General features: G+C 50.5%; 13 protein-coding genes. All 13 read right to left on the bottom strand.

Features of this window, described 5'->3' with window-relative positions:
• Positions 1 to 100: 100 nt before the first annotated feature.
• The 13 genes from tolA to OH773_RS06490 all read right to left on the bottom strand — a co-directional run bounded on the left by tolA (position 101) and on the right by OH773_RS06490 (position 14,381).
• The gene (gene tolA, locus OH773_RS06550) at positions 101 to 1,378 is read right to left on the bottom strand and encodes a cell envelope integrity protein TolA (protein WP_183269982.1); all 1,278 of its coding nucleotides are present in this window, start codon (positions 1,376 to 1,378) and stop codon (positions 101 to 103) included.
• Between the two features lie 28 nt (positions 1,379 to 1,406).
• Positions 1,407 to 1,838: a colicin uptake protein TolR gene (gene tolR, locus OH773_RS06545; RefSeq protein WP_064544880.1), complete on the bottom strand. Its 432-nt coding sequence runs from the start codon at positions 1,836 to 1,838 to the stop codon at positions 1,407 to 1,409.
• A gap of 10 nt (positions 1,839 to 1,848) precedes the next feature.
• Complete coding sequence (gene tolQ, locus OH773_RS06540) at positions 1,849 to 2,535, bottom strand: Tol-Pal system protein TolQ (protein WP_072009447.1); 687 nt, start codon at positions 2,533 to 2,535, stop codon at positions 1,849 to 1,851.
• Positions 2,532 to 2,936 carry a tol-pal system-associated acyl-CoA thioesterase gene (ybgC, locus tag OH773_RS06535; protein ID WP_183269983.1) on the bottom strand — a complete coding sequence of 135 codons (405 nt, stop codon included), beginning with the start codon at positions 2,934 to 2,936 and terminating at the stop codon, positions 2,532 to 2,534. Before ybgC ends, tolQ begins: the two co-directional genes overlap by 4 nt.
• A 147-nt stretch (positions 2,937 to 3,083) precedes the next feature.
• A complete protein-coding gene (gene ybgE, locus OH773_RS06530; protein ID WP_270144111.1) occupies positions 3,084 to 3,377 on the bottom strand; it encodes a cyd operon protein YbgE in 294 nt (97 codons plus the stop codon).
• The gene (gene cydX / locus OH773_RS06525) at positions 3,377 to 3,490 is read right to left on the bottom strand and encodes a cytochrome bd-I oxidase subunit CydX (RefSeq protein WP_064512614.1); all 114 of its coding nucleotides are present in this window, start codon (positions 3,488 to 3,490) and stop codon (positions 3,377 to 3,379) included. The genes ybgE and cydX overlap by 1 nt, the downstream gene beginning before the upstream one ends.
• 14 nt (positions 3,491 to 3,504) lie before the next feature.
• A complete protein-coding gene (cydB, locus tag OH773_RS06520; protein ID WP_270144107.1) occupies positions 3,505 to 4,644 on the bottom strand; it encodes a cytochrome d ubiquinol oxidase subunit II in 1,140 nt (379 codons plus the stop codon).
• 15 nt (positions 4,645 to 4,659) lie between these two features.
• A complete protein-coding gene (gene cydA, locus OH773_RS06515; RefSeq protein WP_183269986.1) occupies positions 4,660 to 6,228 on the bottom strand; it encodes a cytochrome ubiquinol oxidase subunit I in 1,569 nt (522 codons plus the stop codon).
• A 953-nt stretch (positions 6,229 to 7,181) separates the two neighbouring features.
• Positions 7,182 to 8,054, bottom strand: a complete 873-nt coding sequence (sucD, locus tag OH773_RS06510; protein ID WP_270144105.1) for a succinate--CoA ligase subunit alpha — start codon at positions 8,052 to 8,054, stop codon at positions 7,182 to 7,184.
• Complete coding sequence (gene sucC, locus OH773_RS06505; protein WP_034458764.1) at positions 8,054 to 9,220, bottom strand: ADP-forming succinate--CoA ligase subunit beta; 1,167 nt, start codon at positions 9,218 to 9,220, stop codon at positions 8,054 to 8,056. The genes sucD and sucC overlap by 1 nt, the downstream gene beginning before the upstream one ends.
• A gap of 121 nt (positions 9,221 to 9,341) precedes the next feature.
• Entirely contained in the window at positions 9,342 to 10,568 is a 1,227-nt protein-coding gene (gene odhB / locus OH773_RS06500) for a 2-oxoglutarate dehydrogenase complex dihydrolipoyllysine-residue succinyltransferase (RefSeq protein ID WP_270144101.1), read from the bottom strand.
• A 14-nt stretch (positions 10,569 to 10,582) separates the two neighbouring features.
• Positions 10,583 to 13,390 (bottom strand): 2-oxoglutarate dehydrogenase E1 component, encoded by a 2,808-nt coding sequence (gene sucA / locus OH773_RS06495; protein ID WP_270144099.1) that lies wholly within the window; start codon positions 13,388 to 13,390, stop codon positions 10,583 to 10,585.
• Between the two features lie 274 nt (positions 13,391 to 13,664).
• The gene (locus OH773_RS06490) at positions 13,665 to 14,381 is read right to left on the bottom strand and encodes a succinate dehydrogenase iron-sulfur subunit (protein WP_034497183.1); all 717 of its coding nucleotides are present in this window, start codon (positions 14,379 to 14,381) and stop codon (positions 13,665 to 13,667) included.
• Positions 14,382 to 14,386 lie beyond the last annotated feature (5 nt).

Raw genomic sequence — 14,386 nt, 5'->3', positions numbered from 1 at the left:
CACGATAATTTAGCAGAATGTTAACAAACTCAAATACACAAAACTACCAAAACCCTGTGACACAGCCTGGTTAGTTTTCCTCACTTTCGCGAGGAAAATTTTACTGTGGCTTAAAGTCGATAGGCGCGTTTTTGAAAACTTCATAAACGTCCTGGCTAGGCGGCTTCGGAATCTTCGCCAGACGCGCTGCCGCGATGGCAGCCTGACAAAGAGCCGGGTCACCGCCTTCTGATTTGATATCAAGTAACAGGCCATCAGGAGCCAGTTTTATGCGCAATGAGCAGGTCTTGCCGCTAAAGGCAGGGTCCTGGTAAAACTTGCTCTCAATTGCGGCTTTTATCTGCCCTGCGTAACCATTGATTTCAGCACCAGAAGCGCCACTATTTTTATTATTCCCTTTCCCTGCGGCAGCTGCGCTATTACCTTTCGCCCCTGCCCCAGATTTCGGCGCATTCTTACCTGAGCTTAAATCGCCGAATAGATCGTCAACACCTGCAGCTGCTGCCTTATCGGCCGCGGCTTTATCAGCAGCAGCTTTTTTCTTAGCATCTGCAGCCGCTTTTTTATCAGCGGCAGCTTTTGCAGCGGCAGCCTTATCAGCTGCGGCTTTATCAGAAGCTGCTTTTTCTGCCGCAGCCTCTTTCGCAGCAGCAGCCTTTTCTGCGGCAGCTGCTTTTTTAGCAGCTTCAGCAGTCGCTTTCTTCTCTGCGTCTTGTTGAGCTTTCTTAGCGGCTTCTTCCGCAGCTTTCTTCTCAGCTTCTTGCTGCGCTTTTTTAGCCGCAGCAAGAGCGACGGCTGCGGCTTTCTTCTCTGCATCAGCGGCCTGTTTAGCCGCCTCTTCAGTTGCTTTCTTCTGCGCATCCGCAGCAGCTTTCTTCGCGGCTTCTTCCGCAGCCTTCGCCTGGGCATCAGCTTGAGCTTTTGCGTCTGCTTTGGCTTTCGCCGCTGCGGCTTCTGCTTGCTTCTGTTGCTCTTGCGCTTCTTTAGCTGCTTCTTGCGCTTGTTTCTGCTGCTCCGCTTGTTGCTTCGCTTGTTCCTGCGCTTCGAGGCGTTCTTTCTCCAGTTGCTTCAGACGCTGTTGTTCAGCAGCCTGTTTTTCCTGAAGCTCTTCAGCCTGTTGTTGCGCTTGTTTCTCGCGCTGCTCTGCCGCACGTTTGCTACTCGCCTGCTGTTGTTGCTCGCGATTGTACTGCTGAACAACAGCACCTGGGTCGACCATGACCGCGTCAATAGCCGAACCTCCACCGCCGCCAGCACTGGCGTCGATGTGCTCGTCAAACGAACTCCAAATCAGGACTGCAATCAAGAGGATATGCAGGATCACTGAGACGATTATCGCGCGCTTGAGCTTATCGTTTTCTATGGTTGCCTTTGACACTATCGGTTCCCAAATATAGCGAGATGGATCAGATTGGCTGCGTCATCAGACCGACGGATTTCACCCCTGCACTATGCAGTAGGTTAAGTGCCTTAATAATTTCCTCATAAGGAACATCTTTAGCACCACCGATCAAAAAGACCGTTTTGGGATTTGCCTGCAAACGACGTTGTGCTTCCGCAACAACCTGCTCAGACGGCAACTGGTCCATACGATCTTTCTCAACCACCACGCTGTACTGCCCTACCCCGGACACTTCAATAATGACCGGCGGTTCATCGTTACTACTCACCGTTTGCGAATCTGTCGCATCCGGTAAATCAACCTCAACGCTTTGCGTAATAATAGGAGCTGTCGCCATGAAAATGAGCAACAGCACCAACAGTACGTCTAGCAGAGGAACGATGTTAATTTCGGACTTTAATTCCCGACGACCACGCCCACGTCCACGTCTGGCCATGAATTACCCCTTACTGCTTATCGCTGCTGGTAAAAGCCTGACGGTGCAGGATAGCCGTGAACTCTTCCATGAAGTTGTCGTAATTCAATTCCAGTTTGTTCACACGTTGGTTCAGGCGGTTATACGCCATAACCGCAGGGATTGCAGCGAACAAACCAATTGCGGTTGCAATCAGTGCTTCTGCGATACCTGGAGCAACCATTTGTAGGGTTGCTTGTTTTACCGCACCCAGTGCGATAAAGGCATGCATGATCCCCCAAACCGTACCAAACAGACCGATATACGGGCTGATGGAACCGACCGTTCCGAGGAATGGAATATGTGTTTCCAGCGTTTCCAGCTCACGGCTCATGGAAATACGCATGGCACGAGATGCCCCTTCAACGACTGCTTCAGGTGCATGTGTATTAGCACGGTGCAGTCGGGCAAACTCTTTAAAGCCTGAATAGAAGATTTGTTCAGAACCAGCAAGATTGTCACGGCGGCCCTGGCTTTCTTGATAGAGACGGGACAATTCAATGCCCGACCAGAACTTATCTTCAAACGCTTCTGCTTCACGAGTAGCAGCATTGAGGATTCGCGTTCGCTGAATAATGATTGCCCATGATGCAATGGAAAAACCAATCAAAATCAACATGATAAATTTGACCAGAAGGCTAGCCTTCAGGAACAAATCAAGGATATTCATGTCAGTCACTGCTTGAACTCCGCGACAATAGACTTGGGAAGCGCACGAGGCTTCATTAGATGTGGATCAACACAGACGATCAGAACCTCAGCTTCGTTGAGTGCCTGATTATCGGCATTGACGATTCGCTGTGTAAATACCATAGAGGTACCACGCATCGATGTAATTTCACTTTGGATTTCGAGTAAATCGTCAAGTCGGGCAGGCGCAAGGTAGTCGACTGTCATCCTGCGAACGACAAAAGCGACGCGATCCGCCAACAAATCTTGTTGATTAAAGTTGTGATGGCGCAGCATCTCAGTGCGTGCTCTTTCATAAAAAGCAACATAACTGGCGTGGTAAACCACACCACCGGCGTCGGTATCTTCGTAGTAGACACGAACCGGCCATCGAAACAGCGTTGTACTCACTTTACATCCCGGTAATGCAATTAAACGTTGCTACTATACGCAAGAGGATGGGGGTTGGGAATGGGTAGCACTAAACGTTAGGTAAATATTTTATGGGCTTGTTAAAGCCCATAAAATATGTGTAAAAACTTTGAGGTTAAAGAATCATCAGAAGAAGAAAATTACCAGTCCAGCTAAGAGGACTAATTGCGCGGGCAACGGACTAAAAACGCCTTGCCACAGCACCTTACGAGGGCGAAAACCCACCCCATGTATCACACCGGCGCACACCGCCCACATCAGCAAAAAACCATGCCAGATTGCCAGCTCACTGGTTTTCGCCGCGAAGCGGGATGGGTCCCAAAACATACAACCGGCCAGAATTAATGCCATGATCAAGGAAAGAGCCCTTAAAGGGCTCTTATCCATTACCGCATATAGCTTTGCGATAATTCCTTCCATCAAATTTCTTCTTTACCGGCTTTAGCAGCTTCTACGTGCTCAAGTGCCAGGGCGGTGATGATGCCGAAAGCACAGGCAAGAAGCGTCCCCAGAATCCATGCAAAGTACCACATAATCAGCTCCTTACTTAGTACAGAGAGTGGGTGTTGCTTTCGATATGTTCTTTGGTGATTCGACCGAACATTTTCCAGTAACACCAGATGGTGTAACCAAGAACGATCGGTACGAAGACCGCAGCAACAAAGGTCATCACGTTCAGCGTCAGCTGACTGGATGTCGCATCCCACATTGTCAGGCTAGCGTTCAACATGGTGCTTGAAGGCATCACGAACGGGAACATCGCCACACCAGCAGTCAGGATGACACACGCCAGAGTCAATGAAGAGAACACAAATGCCATCGCACCTTTTTCCATGCGGGACATCAGCACAGTGAACAGTGGCAGAACCACACCCAGAGCCGGGATGAGCCACAGAATCGGCATATTGTTGAAGTTCACCATCCAGGCACCTGCCTGACGTGCAACTTCTTTAGTCAGCGGATTCGATGCAGCGTGGTGGTTCAACTCTGAAGTCACAACGTAACCATCAATGCCGTACATCACCCAAACACCGGCCAGTGCGAAGCACACCATCATCACCAGCGCTGATAATTGCGCCGCAGCTTTGGCACGAAGGTGCAATTCACCCACAGTACGCATTTGCAGGTAAGTTGCCCCCTGAGCCAGGATCATCGAGACACTCACGATACCTGCCAACAGGCCAAACGGATTCAGCAACTGGAAGAAGTTACCGGTGTAGTACAGACGCAGATATTCATCAACGTTGAACGGGACACCCTGTAACAGGTTACCGAAAGCAACACCAATGACTAACGGTGGAACGAAGCTACCGATGAAAATGCCCCAGTCCCACATGTTACGCCAGCGCATGTCTTCAATCTTCGAACGGTAGTCAAAGCCTACCGGACGGAAGAACAATGAAGCCAGTACCAGAATCATCGCCACATAGAAGCCGGAGAACGCAGCCGCGTAAACCATTGGCCAGGCGGCGAATAATGCGCCACCTGCGGTGATAAGCCAGACCTGGTTACCATCCCAGTGAGGGGCGATGGAGTTAACCATAATGCGGCGTTCAACGTCTGTACGGCCAATGATACGGGACAGCATACCTACGCCCATATCAAAGCCATCAGTGACTGCAAAACCAATCAGCAGAACGCCAATCAGCAGCCACCATATAAAACGTAATACTTCATAATCGATCATTTGACGACTCCTGTCTTAGCGTGCCGGCTGAGAAGCCACATTGGACTGCTCAAAGTGATAGCGACCTGTTTTCAGACTGCTCGGCCCAAGGCGAGCAAATTTGAACATCAGGAACAGTTCCGCCACCATAAACAGCGTGTAAAGGCCGCAAATCAATACCATGGAGAAGATCAGATCGCCCACGGTCAGAGAGGAGTTAGCAACCGCAGTCGGCAATACCTCACCCACTGCCCATGGTTGACGACCGTATTCGGCAACAAACCAGCCGGACTCAATCGCAATCCACGGTAACGGGATGCCATAGAGCGCCGCACGCAGCAGCCATGTTTTCGTACCAATAGCGTTACGAGTCACAGTCCAGAACGAAGCAGCAATGATGAACAGCATCAGGAAGCCACAACCCACCATGATGCGGAATGCAAAGTACAGTGGAGCAACGCGAGGAATAGAGTCTTTCGTTGCTTTCTGAATCTGCTCTTCCGTCGCGTCGGAGACGTTCGGGGTATAGCGTTTCAGTAGCAGACCGTAACCCAGGTCTTTCTTGATAGCATTAAAGTCATCGCGAACTGCCTGGTCATTAGAACCTGCGCGTAACTGTTCCAGCAGGCTATAAGCCTTCATCCCGTTACGAATACGTTCTTCGTGTTGCACCATCAGATCTTTCAGACCGATAACTGGCGTATCCACAGAACGGGTGGCAATGATGCCCAACGCGTAAGGAATTTGAATCGCGAAGTGGTTTTCTTGCTTGTCCTGGTCAGGAATACCAAACAGCGTAAAGGCTGCAGGAGCGGGTTGAGTTTCCCACTCGGCTTCAATTGCGGCCAGTTTGGTTTTCTGTACGTCACCCATTTCGTAACCGGATTCATCACCCAGCACGATGACAGACAGGATTGCCGCCATACCGAAGCTTGCTGCGATTGCAAAAGAACGCTTAGCAAATGCAACATCGCGGCCTTTAAGCAAGTAGTAGGAGCTGACGCCGAGGATGAACATCGCACCGCACACGTAGCCAGAAGCCACGGTGTGAACGAATTTAACCTGAGCAACTGGGTTCAATACCAGTTCGGAGAAGCTCACCATCTCCATACGCATGGTTTCAAAGTTGAAGTCAGAAGCAATTGGGTTTTGCATCCAACCGTTCGCGACCAGAATCCACAGAGCAGAGAGGTTGGAGCCAAGCGCTACCAGCCAGGTCACCGCCATGTGTTGAACTTTACCGAGGCGATCCCAACCAAAGAAGAATAAACCAACAAAAGTGGATTCAAGGAAGAACGCCATCAGGCCTTCGATGGCCAAAGGTGCACCAAAAATGTCACCCACGTAGTGTGAATAATATGACCAGTTTGTACCAAACTGGAACTCCATGGTTAAACCAGTGGCCACACCCAGAGCAAAGTTGATACCAAACAACTTGCCCCAGAACTTGGTCATATCTTTATAAATTTGTTTACCTGACAAGACGTAAACCGTTTCCATTATGGCCAGCAAGAACGCCATACCAAGCGTCAGTGGCACAAACAGGAAGTGGTACATCGCGGTCAAGGCAAACTGTAAGCGCGACAGTTCGACAATATCCAACATCTTGACTCCTTGCTCTTCGCATGAAGACTTCGACCATGGTTCACCCTGAGGTTCACCACAACGCATGCCCTAATACAAAAACATTAGCTTCCAGACTTCATCCCTTCGTTAACTTTATTTACATGTAACAAAGAAGGATGAAAGGTTACAAACACGTTAATAAAAACCCAAAATAATCCGCAAATATATTACCCTGCAATTTCCCTACAATAAACAGGTAATTGCTTAGAGTTATTTACGTTTCTCGACAGTGATCAATTTATAGCGAAAATGTCGTCATCCCGCCATCTTGATCTGCAACAATTTACGCGGTTTCGCATACCATTTGCCAGTTTTAGATATTGATCTAGCGCAATTTATTCTTAGTTTGTTAATTTAGTTTCCCATCACAATGAGTAGTGAATTTGTTGTTAAAGATATGTTTTACAAAAAGCGCAATCGTTAATACAAGAATGATAACTATAAACAAAAGTTATTTATTTGAAGCGAGATTAAAAAATTAAATTCCTTCGACTTTGTCGCTGCTGGTATTAATCACTTTGCGGTATTTATCGGGTTTATTTCTTTTCTTGTTCGTAATTAACAATTAATTTACTTTTTATCCCACACTATTCAACAATTCATTATTTTTGATAAGGTTAACAATGTTGGGCCTGGTGTGAAAAAACAGAAAGGCTACGTGAATGAACCGCTTTAAGAAAAAATTAAAACTATCTTGAGAGCCCTGCCGCAAGTCGCATCTGGGGTGCAGATGCGGATTTGCAACACATCACAATCCTCAGCTTTTTAAGGGCACTGCGTACGCATCTTGCTGAAAGCATCGGAAGCGGCCTGGTTGCCACGGCGTATCACAAGCATCTGGTTTAGATTCTTGGCACCAAATGAAATTGCAGGAACAAAAAAAAGGCCGCTCAAGAGCGGCCAACCATGTCGAACAATATTATTAGTACTATTTATTGAGGCAAAATCGCTTTCAGCGCATCACCGATATCAGCCAGGCTGCGAACGGTTTTCACGCCTGCGGCTTCCAGTGCGGCGAATTTCTCATCCGCTGTACCTTTACCACCTGCAATGATTGCGCCCGCGTGACCCATACGCTTGCCTTTCGGCGCGGTCACACCTGCGATGTAACCCACAACTGGCTTGGTCACATGCTCTTTGATGTAGGCTGCGGCTTCTTCTTCTGCACTGCCGCCGATCTCACCGATCATCACGATAGCTTCGGTTTTCGGATCTTCCTGGAACATCTTCAGAATGTCGATGAAGTTAGAGCCAGGGATCGGATCACCACCGATGCCCACACAGGTGGACTGGCCCAGACCGATATCGGTAGTTTGTTTAACCGCTTCATACGTCAGCGTACCAGAGCGGGAAACGATACCGACTTTACCTGGCAGGTGAATATGACCTGGCATGATGCCGATTTTGCACTCGCCTGGGGTGATAACGCCCGGGCAGTTTGGCCCAATCATGCGCACGCCCGCTTCGTCCAGTTTCACTTTCACTGTCAGCATATCCAGCGTCGGGATGCCTTCGGTAATCGTGATAATCAGCTTAATACCTGCATCGATAGCCTCCAGAATGGAATCTTTGCAGAACGGTGCTGGAACGTAGATAACAGTCGCTGTTGCGCCCGTTGCTTCTACGGCTTCACGCACGGTGTTAAATACTGGCAGACCCAAATGTTCGGTGCCGCCTTTGCCTGGCGTAACACCGCCAACCATTTGCGTACCGTATGCAATCGCCTGCTCGGAGTGGAAAGTCCCTTGGCTGCCGGTGAAACCCTGGCAAATCACCTTGGTGTTTTTATCGATCAAAATGGACATTATTTCCCCTCCACGGCAGCAACAACCTGCTGTGCTGCATCCGTCAGACTTTTCGCTGCAATAATATTCAGGCCACTATCTGCCAGTTTCTTCGCACCCAGTTCTGCGTTGTTACCTTCCAGACGGACAACCACTGGAACGTTAACACCCACTTCTGCAACAGCACCGATAATACCGTCCGCAATCAGGTCGCAGCGCACGATACCGCCGAAGATGTTAACCAGAACGGCTTTCACTTTGTCGTCAGACAGAATGATTTTGAATGCTTCGGTTACGCGCTCTTTTGTTGCGCCGCCGCCAACATCCAGGAAGTTAGCAGGCTCGCCGCCGTGCAGTTTAACGATGTCCATGGTGCCCATTGCCAGGCCCGCACCGTTAACCATGCAACCGATGTTGCCATCAAGCGCAACGTAGTTCAGTTCCCATTGTGCAGCCTGAGATTCACGCGCATCTTCCTGGCTTGGGTCACGCATTTCGCGTAGCTCTGGCTGGCGGAACAGTGCGTTGCCATCAGCACCCAGTTTGCCATCAAGGCATACCAGGTCGCCCTGCTTAGTGATGACCAGCGGGTTGATTTCGATAAGCGCAAGATCACGCTCAAGGAAGATGTTTGCCAGACCCATAAAGATCTTAGTGAACTGCTGAACTTGTTTACCTTCCAGACCCAGTTTGAACGCCAGTTCACGGCCCTGGTAAGGCATTGGGCCTGCCAGCGGATCCAGTGCAACTTTGTGGATCAGGTGCGGGGTTTCTTCCGCAACTTTTTCAATTTCTACGCCACCTTCGGTGGACGCCATGAACACGACACGACGGGAGCTACGATCAACCACCGCGCCAAGATACAGTTCTTTATCAATGTCAGTCGCAGCTTCAACCAGAATCTGGTGAACCGGCTGGCCATTAGCGTCAGTTTGGTAGGTCACCAGGCGTTTACCCAGCCAGTGTTCAGCAAAAGCACGGATGTCTTCTTTGCTGTTTACCACTTTCACGCCGCCCGCTTTACCGCGGCCACCAGCATGAACCTGACATTTTACCACCCACGGACCTGCGCCAATTTTGGACGCGGCTTCTTCCGCTTCACGCGGCGTGTTACAGGCATAACCGACGGGAGCCGGCAGGCCATATCGAGCAAACAACTGTTTCGCCTGATACTCGTGTAAGTTCATGAGTTCTATCCATCCTTCATAAAAACATGTAGGTCAGTTGTCACAACTCTCGCCGCAAGACCAACCTACAACGCAGGTGATAATTGTAGGCCCGATAGCTTTTGCTACCGGGCGTAGGGTACTACACGTCCAGCAGCAGACGAGTTGGGTCTTCCAGCAGCTCTTTAATTGCCACCAGGTAGCCCACAGACTCGCGGCCATCGATCAAACGGTGATCGTAAGACAGCGCCAGATACATCATTGGCAAGATCTCAACTTTACCGTCGACCGCCATTGGTCGGTCTTTAATAGCATGCATGCCGAGGATCGCGCTCTGCGGCGGGTTAATGATCGGCGTAGACATCAGTGAACCAAACACACCACCGTTGGTGATGGTGAAGTTACCGCCGGTCAAGTCTTCCACGGTCAGCTTGCCGTCACGGCCTTTCACAGCCAGTTCTTTAATACGTTTTTCGATGTCAGCCATACCGAGGGTATCAACATCACGCAGTACTGGCGTTACCAGACCACGCGGAGTAGAAACCGCGATGCTAACGTCGAAGTAGTTGTGATAAACCACATCTTCGCCATCGATAGAAGCGTTCACTTCTGGATAACGTTTCAGCGCTTCAACAACCGCTTTGATGTAGAAGGACATGAAGCCCAGACGCACACCGTGACGTTTCTCGAAGGATTCACCGTACTGCTTACGCAGTTCCATGATCGGCTTCATGTTCACTTCGTTAAATGTGGTGAGCATGGCGGTGGAGTTTTTCGCTTCCAGCAGACGCTCGGCAACACGCTTACGCAGACGTGTCATCGGAACGCGTTTTTCACTGCGGCCTGCCAGTGGAGCAACCGGTGCTTTAGTCTCTGCCGCAGCTTTCGCTGTCGCAGGCTGAGCCGCTTTCGCCTGAGTCAGATGTTTATCAACATCTTCACGGGTGATACGACCACCCACACCGCTGCCTTTAATGGCATTAGCGTCCAGGGAATGTTCAGCAATCAGACGGCGAATCGCCGGGCTGAGTGCGTCATTGCTCTGCTCTTCCAAAGAAGCCTGCTGGCGCTGTGCCGGAGTAGACTCTTTGCTTTCTGCTTTCGCAGAAGTCTCTTTGCCAGAGCTGTTACCTTCACGCAGGCGGCCAAGGATTTGGCGAGACGTAACCGTTGTACCTTCATTTTCCAGTACAGCATCCAGAACACCATCTGCAGACGCCGGTACTTCCAGTACCACTTTGTCAGTTTCGATTTCCACCAGCACTTCGTCGCGGGTTACGGTATCACCCGGTTTTTTATGCCAGGTGGCAACAGTCGCATCGGCAACGGACTCAGGCAGGTCAGGAACTAGAATATCTACGCTACTCATTTTTTATCCTTTTATTAATCGACGTTCAGCGCGTCATTAACCAGATCTTGCTGCTGTTTCTGGTGAACGGACAAGTACCCTACCGCAGGTGATGCGGAGGCTGGACGACCTGCATAACTCAGGCCAGATCCAAATGGAACCACTTCGCGGAAGTGGTGCTGGCTGCAATACCAGGCGCCCTGGTTAAGCGGCTCTTCCTGGCACCAAACAAAATCGTGTACGTGAGCAAATGGTTTCAATGCTTCCTGCACCGCCTGGTGCGGGAATGGATACAACTGCTCGATGCGCACAATCGCCACATCTTTTTGATCATTCTTACGACGCTGTTCCAGCAAGTCGTAATAAACCTTACCTGAACACATTACCACGCGTTTCACGCCTGCCGGATCTAACTCGTCAACTTCGCCAATCGCTGGCAGGAAGCTACCATTAGCCAGTTCATCAAGCGTGGAAACCGCCAGCGGATGACGCAGCAGGGATTTCGGTGACATGACGACTAATGGGCGACGCATACCGCGCAGCGCCTGACGACGCAGCATGTGGTAAACCTGAGCTGGAGTAGAAGGCACGCAAACCTGCATGTTTTGCTCAGCACACAGCTGGAGATAACGTTCCAGACGTGCGGATGAGTGCTCTGGACCCTGGCCTTCGTAGCCGTGCGGCAGCAACATCACCAGGCCACACATACGGCCCCATTTCTGCTCGCCGGAGCTGATGAACTGGTCGATAACAACCTGAGCACCGTTGGCGAAGTCGCCGAACTGAGCTTCCCAGATAGTCAGCGTACGAGGTTCCGCAGTGGCATAACCGTATTCAAACGCCAGAACCGCTTCTTCAGACAGTACTGAGTCCCAAACTCTGAACTCACCCTGGCTGTTGTGAACGTGTTGCAGCGGGGTGTAAGTCGAACCGTTGGTTTGGTTGTGAATCACAGCGTGACGGTGGAAGAACGTACCACGGCCCACGTCTTCACCAGACAGACGAACAGAGACACCTTCATCAACCAGGGTTGCATACGCCAGGTTTTCTGCTGCACCCCAGTCGAATTTCTTCGCGCCGTTCGCCATTTCCATGCGGTCGCTGTAAATTTTTGCTACGCGTGACTGCATTTCAACGGTTTCAGGAGCGCTGCTGATACGTTTAGCCAGTTCCTGCAAACGCTTCATTTCTACCTTGTTCGGGTAACTCTCATCCCACTCGTGGTTGAGGTACGGCGACCAGGTAAAGGAATGCATGTTCATTGGGCGGTATTCTTTCACCACACATTCACCGGCATCCAGCGCATCACGGTAGAGGTTGACCATTTCAGTGGCATCTTCCAGCGTGGCAAGCTTTTGCTGCTCCAGACGGTCGGCATAGATCTTACGCGGCGTCGGGTGTTTCTTAATTTTCTGGTACATCACTGGCTGAGTTGCACTTGGCTCATCAGCTTCGTTATGACCATGGCGACGGTAGCAAACCAGGTCGATAAACACGTCACGCTTAAAGGTGTTACGGAAGTCCAGCGCCAGGCGGGTCACAAACGCCACCGCTTCTGGGTCATCCGCATTAACGTGGAAAATCGGTGCCATCACCATCTTACCGATATCGGTACAGTACGGTGTAGAACGCGCATCCAGCGGGTTAGAAGTGGTGAAACCAATCTGGTTGTTGATAACGATGCGAACGGTACCGCCCACTTCGTAGCCACGTGCTTTGGACATGTTCAGGGTTTCCTGAACCACGCCCTGACCGGCAACCGCTGCGTCACCGTGAATGGTGATTGGCAGAACTTGGTTGCTGCCTGGTTTATCCAGACGGTCTAAACGAGCACGCACAGAACCGATAACCACCGGGCTTACGATTTCGAGGTGCGACGGGTTAAACGCCAGCGCAAGGTGCACCAGGCCACCTTCGGTTTCAACGTCGGATGAGAAGCCCATGTGGTACTTCACATCACCCGTGCCGAGGTGTTCTTTATGCTTACCGGCAAACTCGTCGAACAGTTCCTGCGGTTTTTTACCCAGTACGTTGATGAGTACGTTCAGGCGGCCACGGTGTGCCATGCCCAGAACCACTTCACGTGTGCCGCTCTTGCCCGCATGGCGGATCATCTCTTTGAGCATTGGCACCAGTGCGTCACCGCCTTCCAGCGAGAAGCGTTTAGCGCCCGGGAATTTTGCCCCCAGATAACGCTCAAGCCCTTCAGCTGCGGTCAGTTCGCTCAGGAAGCGTTTTTTCTCTTCAACTGTAAATGTTGAGTGACCCACCACCGATTCAATGCGCTGCTGAATCCAGCGTTTTTCTTCGGTGCTGGTGATGTGCATATATTCCGCACCAATCGAACCGCCGTAAGTCTGTTTGAGCGCTTCAATCAGGTCAGCAAGCTTCATGGTTTCTTTGCCGCTGGCAAAGGAACCCACGTTGAAAGTTTCCTGAAGATCGGCATCAGTCAGATTGTGGAAAGCAGGGTCCAGATCGGGGACCGCGTCCTGTTTCCACAGGCCAAGCGGGTCAAGATTTGCTGCTTGATGACCACGGAAACGCCAGGCGTTGATCAACTGCAGGACTTTGACTTGCTTAACGTCAGTGTCAGGGTCGGTAATTGCGGTGGAATAACGTGAGGCATCCTTCGCCAGACGACGGAAATAATCACGTGTTTTGGAATGGAATTGATCCGGTTTGGCCCCGGTTCCAGGTAATTGCTGGAACATTGAGCGCCAGTGCGCATCAACAGAGTCAGGATCGGTTAAGAAGTCTTCATAGAGCTGCTCTATCCAGGACTGGTTTGCACCTGCCAGGTAAGAGGAATCCAGCCAGGCTTTCATTTCGCCGTTCTGCATCGTGATCCCTTAAGCATTTATATGCTTATTTCGCCGTGAATAACTATTGCGTACACATGTGGTACACATTACCGGGGTTCACAACTACGGGTACCTTTACAGGTGGCCCGCGAAGGAACCTTTAAAAACTGTCGCTGTATCAAATTACGTAGGGCAGTTTTTAAAGATTTCCTGCAATTAATCACTTCCCCTCACCCCGGCCCTCTCCCCCAGGAGAGGGGGAAAAGATTTGTTCCCTCTCCTGGGGGAGAGGGTTAGGGTGAGGGCTTGTTACTTAGGCACTCTTTTGCAGCAACATCGACTTAATGTGACCGATGGCTTTCGTCGGGTTTAGCCCCTTAGGACAAACACTGACGCAATTCATGATGCCATGGCAGCGGAATACACTGAAAGCATCACTGATACCGTCAAGACGACTGGCGGTTTCAGTATCACGGCTGTCGATTAAGAAACGGTACGCAGCCAGTAAACCCGCAGGCCCGATGAACTTATCTGGGTTCCACCAGAAGGATGGACAAGATGTCGAGCAGCAAGCACACAGAATACACTCGTACAGGCCATCCAGTTTTTCACGCTGCTCAGGTGACTGTAAATGCTCACGAGCTGGCGGATTCTGTCCATTATTCAACAGGTAAGGCTTAATCTTCTCATATTGAGCATAGAATTGCCCCATGTCTACCACCAGATCCCGCACAACTGGCAATCCAGGTAAGGGACGGATCACAATCTTCTGTTTTCCATTGCCCAACGCAGAGATTGGCGTGATACAAGCCAGACCATTTTTACCGTTCATGTTCACGCCATCGGAGCCACAAACCCCTTCACGGCACGAACGACGAAACGACAGCGTCGGATCTTTTTCTTTCAGTTGCATTAGCGCGTCAAGCAACATCATGTCGCGCCCTTCTTCTCCTTCCAGGGTGTACTCCTGCATACGCGGAGCATCGTCAACATCCGGGTTGTAGCGATAAATAGAGAATTCGAGTTTCATCACTT

This window comes from Buttiauxella sp. WJP83 (genome assembly GCF_027594725.1).
GTDB classification, from domain to species: Bacteria; Pseudomonadota; Gammaproteobacteria; order Enterobacterales; family Enterobacteriaceae; genus Buttiauxella; species Buttiauxella selenatireducens.
Note: the sequence above shows the minus strand (reverse complement) of the source record. Positions and strands in the feature narration are given on the sequence as shown.

What these genes read in the sequence shown, in the direction of transcription:
- cydB (WP_270144107.1), bottom strand. Translation starts at nt 4,644, where the DNA reads ATGATCGATTATGAAGTATTACGTTTTATATGGTGGCTGCTGATTGGC.
- sucA (WP_270144099.1), bottom strand. Translation starts at nt 13,390, where the DNA reads ATGCAGAACGGCGAAATGAAAGCCTGGCTGGATTCCTCTTACCTGGCA.
- sucD (WP_270144105.1), bottom strand. Translation starts at nt 8,054, where the DNA reads ATGTCCATTTTGATCGATAAAAACACCAAGGTGATTTGCCAGGGTTTC.
- ybgE (WP_270144111.1), bottom strand. Translation starts at nt 3,377, where the DNA reads ATGGAAGGAATTATCGCAAAGCTATATGCGGTAATGGATAAGAGCCCT.
- sucC (WP_034458764.1), bottom strand. Translation starts at nt 9,220, where the DNA reads ATGAACTTACACGAGTATCAGGCGAAACAGTTGTTTGCTCGATATGGC.
- odhB (WP_270144101.1), bottom strand. Translation starts at nt 10,568, where the DNA reads ATGAGTAGCGTAGATATTCTAGTTCCTGACCTGCCTGAGTCCGTTGCC.
- cydA (WP_183269986.1), bottom strand. Translation starts at nt 6,228, where the DNA reads ATGTTGGATATTGTCGAACTGTCGCGCTTACAGTTTGCCTTGACCGCG.
- cydX (WP_064512614.1), bottom strand. Translation starts at nt 3,490, where the DNA reads ATGTGGTACTTTGCATGGATTCTGGGGACGCTTCTTGCCTGTGCTTTC.
- OH773_RS06490 (WP_034497183.1), bottom strand. Translation starts at nt 14,381, where the DNA reads ATGAAACTCGAATTCTCTATTTATCGCTACAACCCGGATGTTGACGAT.
- tolR (WP_064544880.1), bottom strand. Translation starts at nt 1,838, where the DNA reads ATGGCCAGACGTGGACGTGGGCGTGGTCGTCGGGAATTAAAGTCCGAA.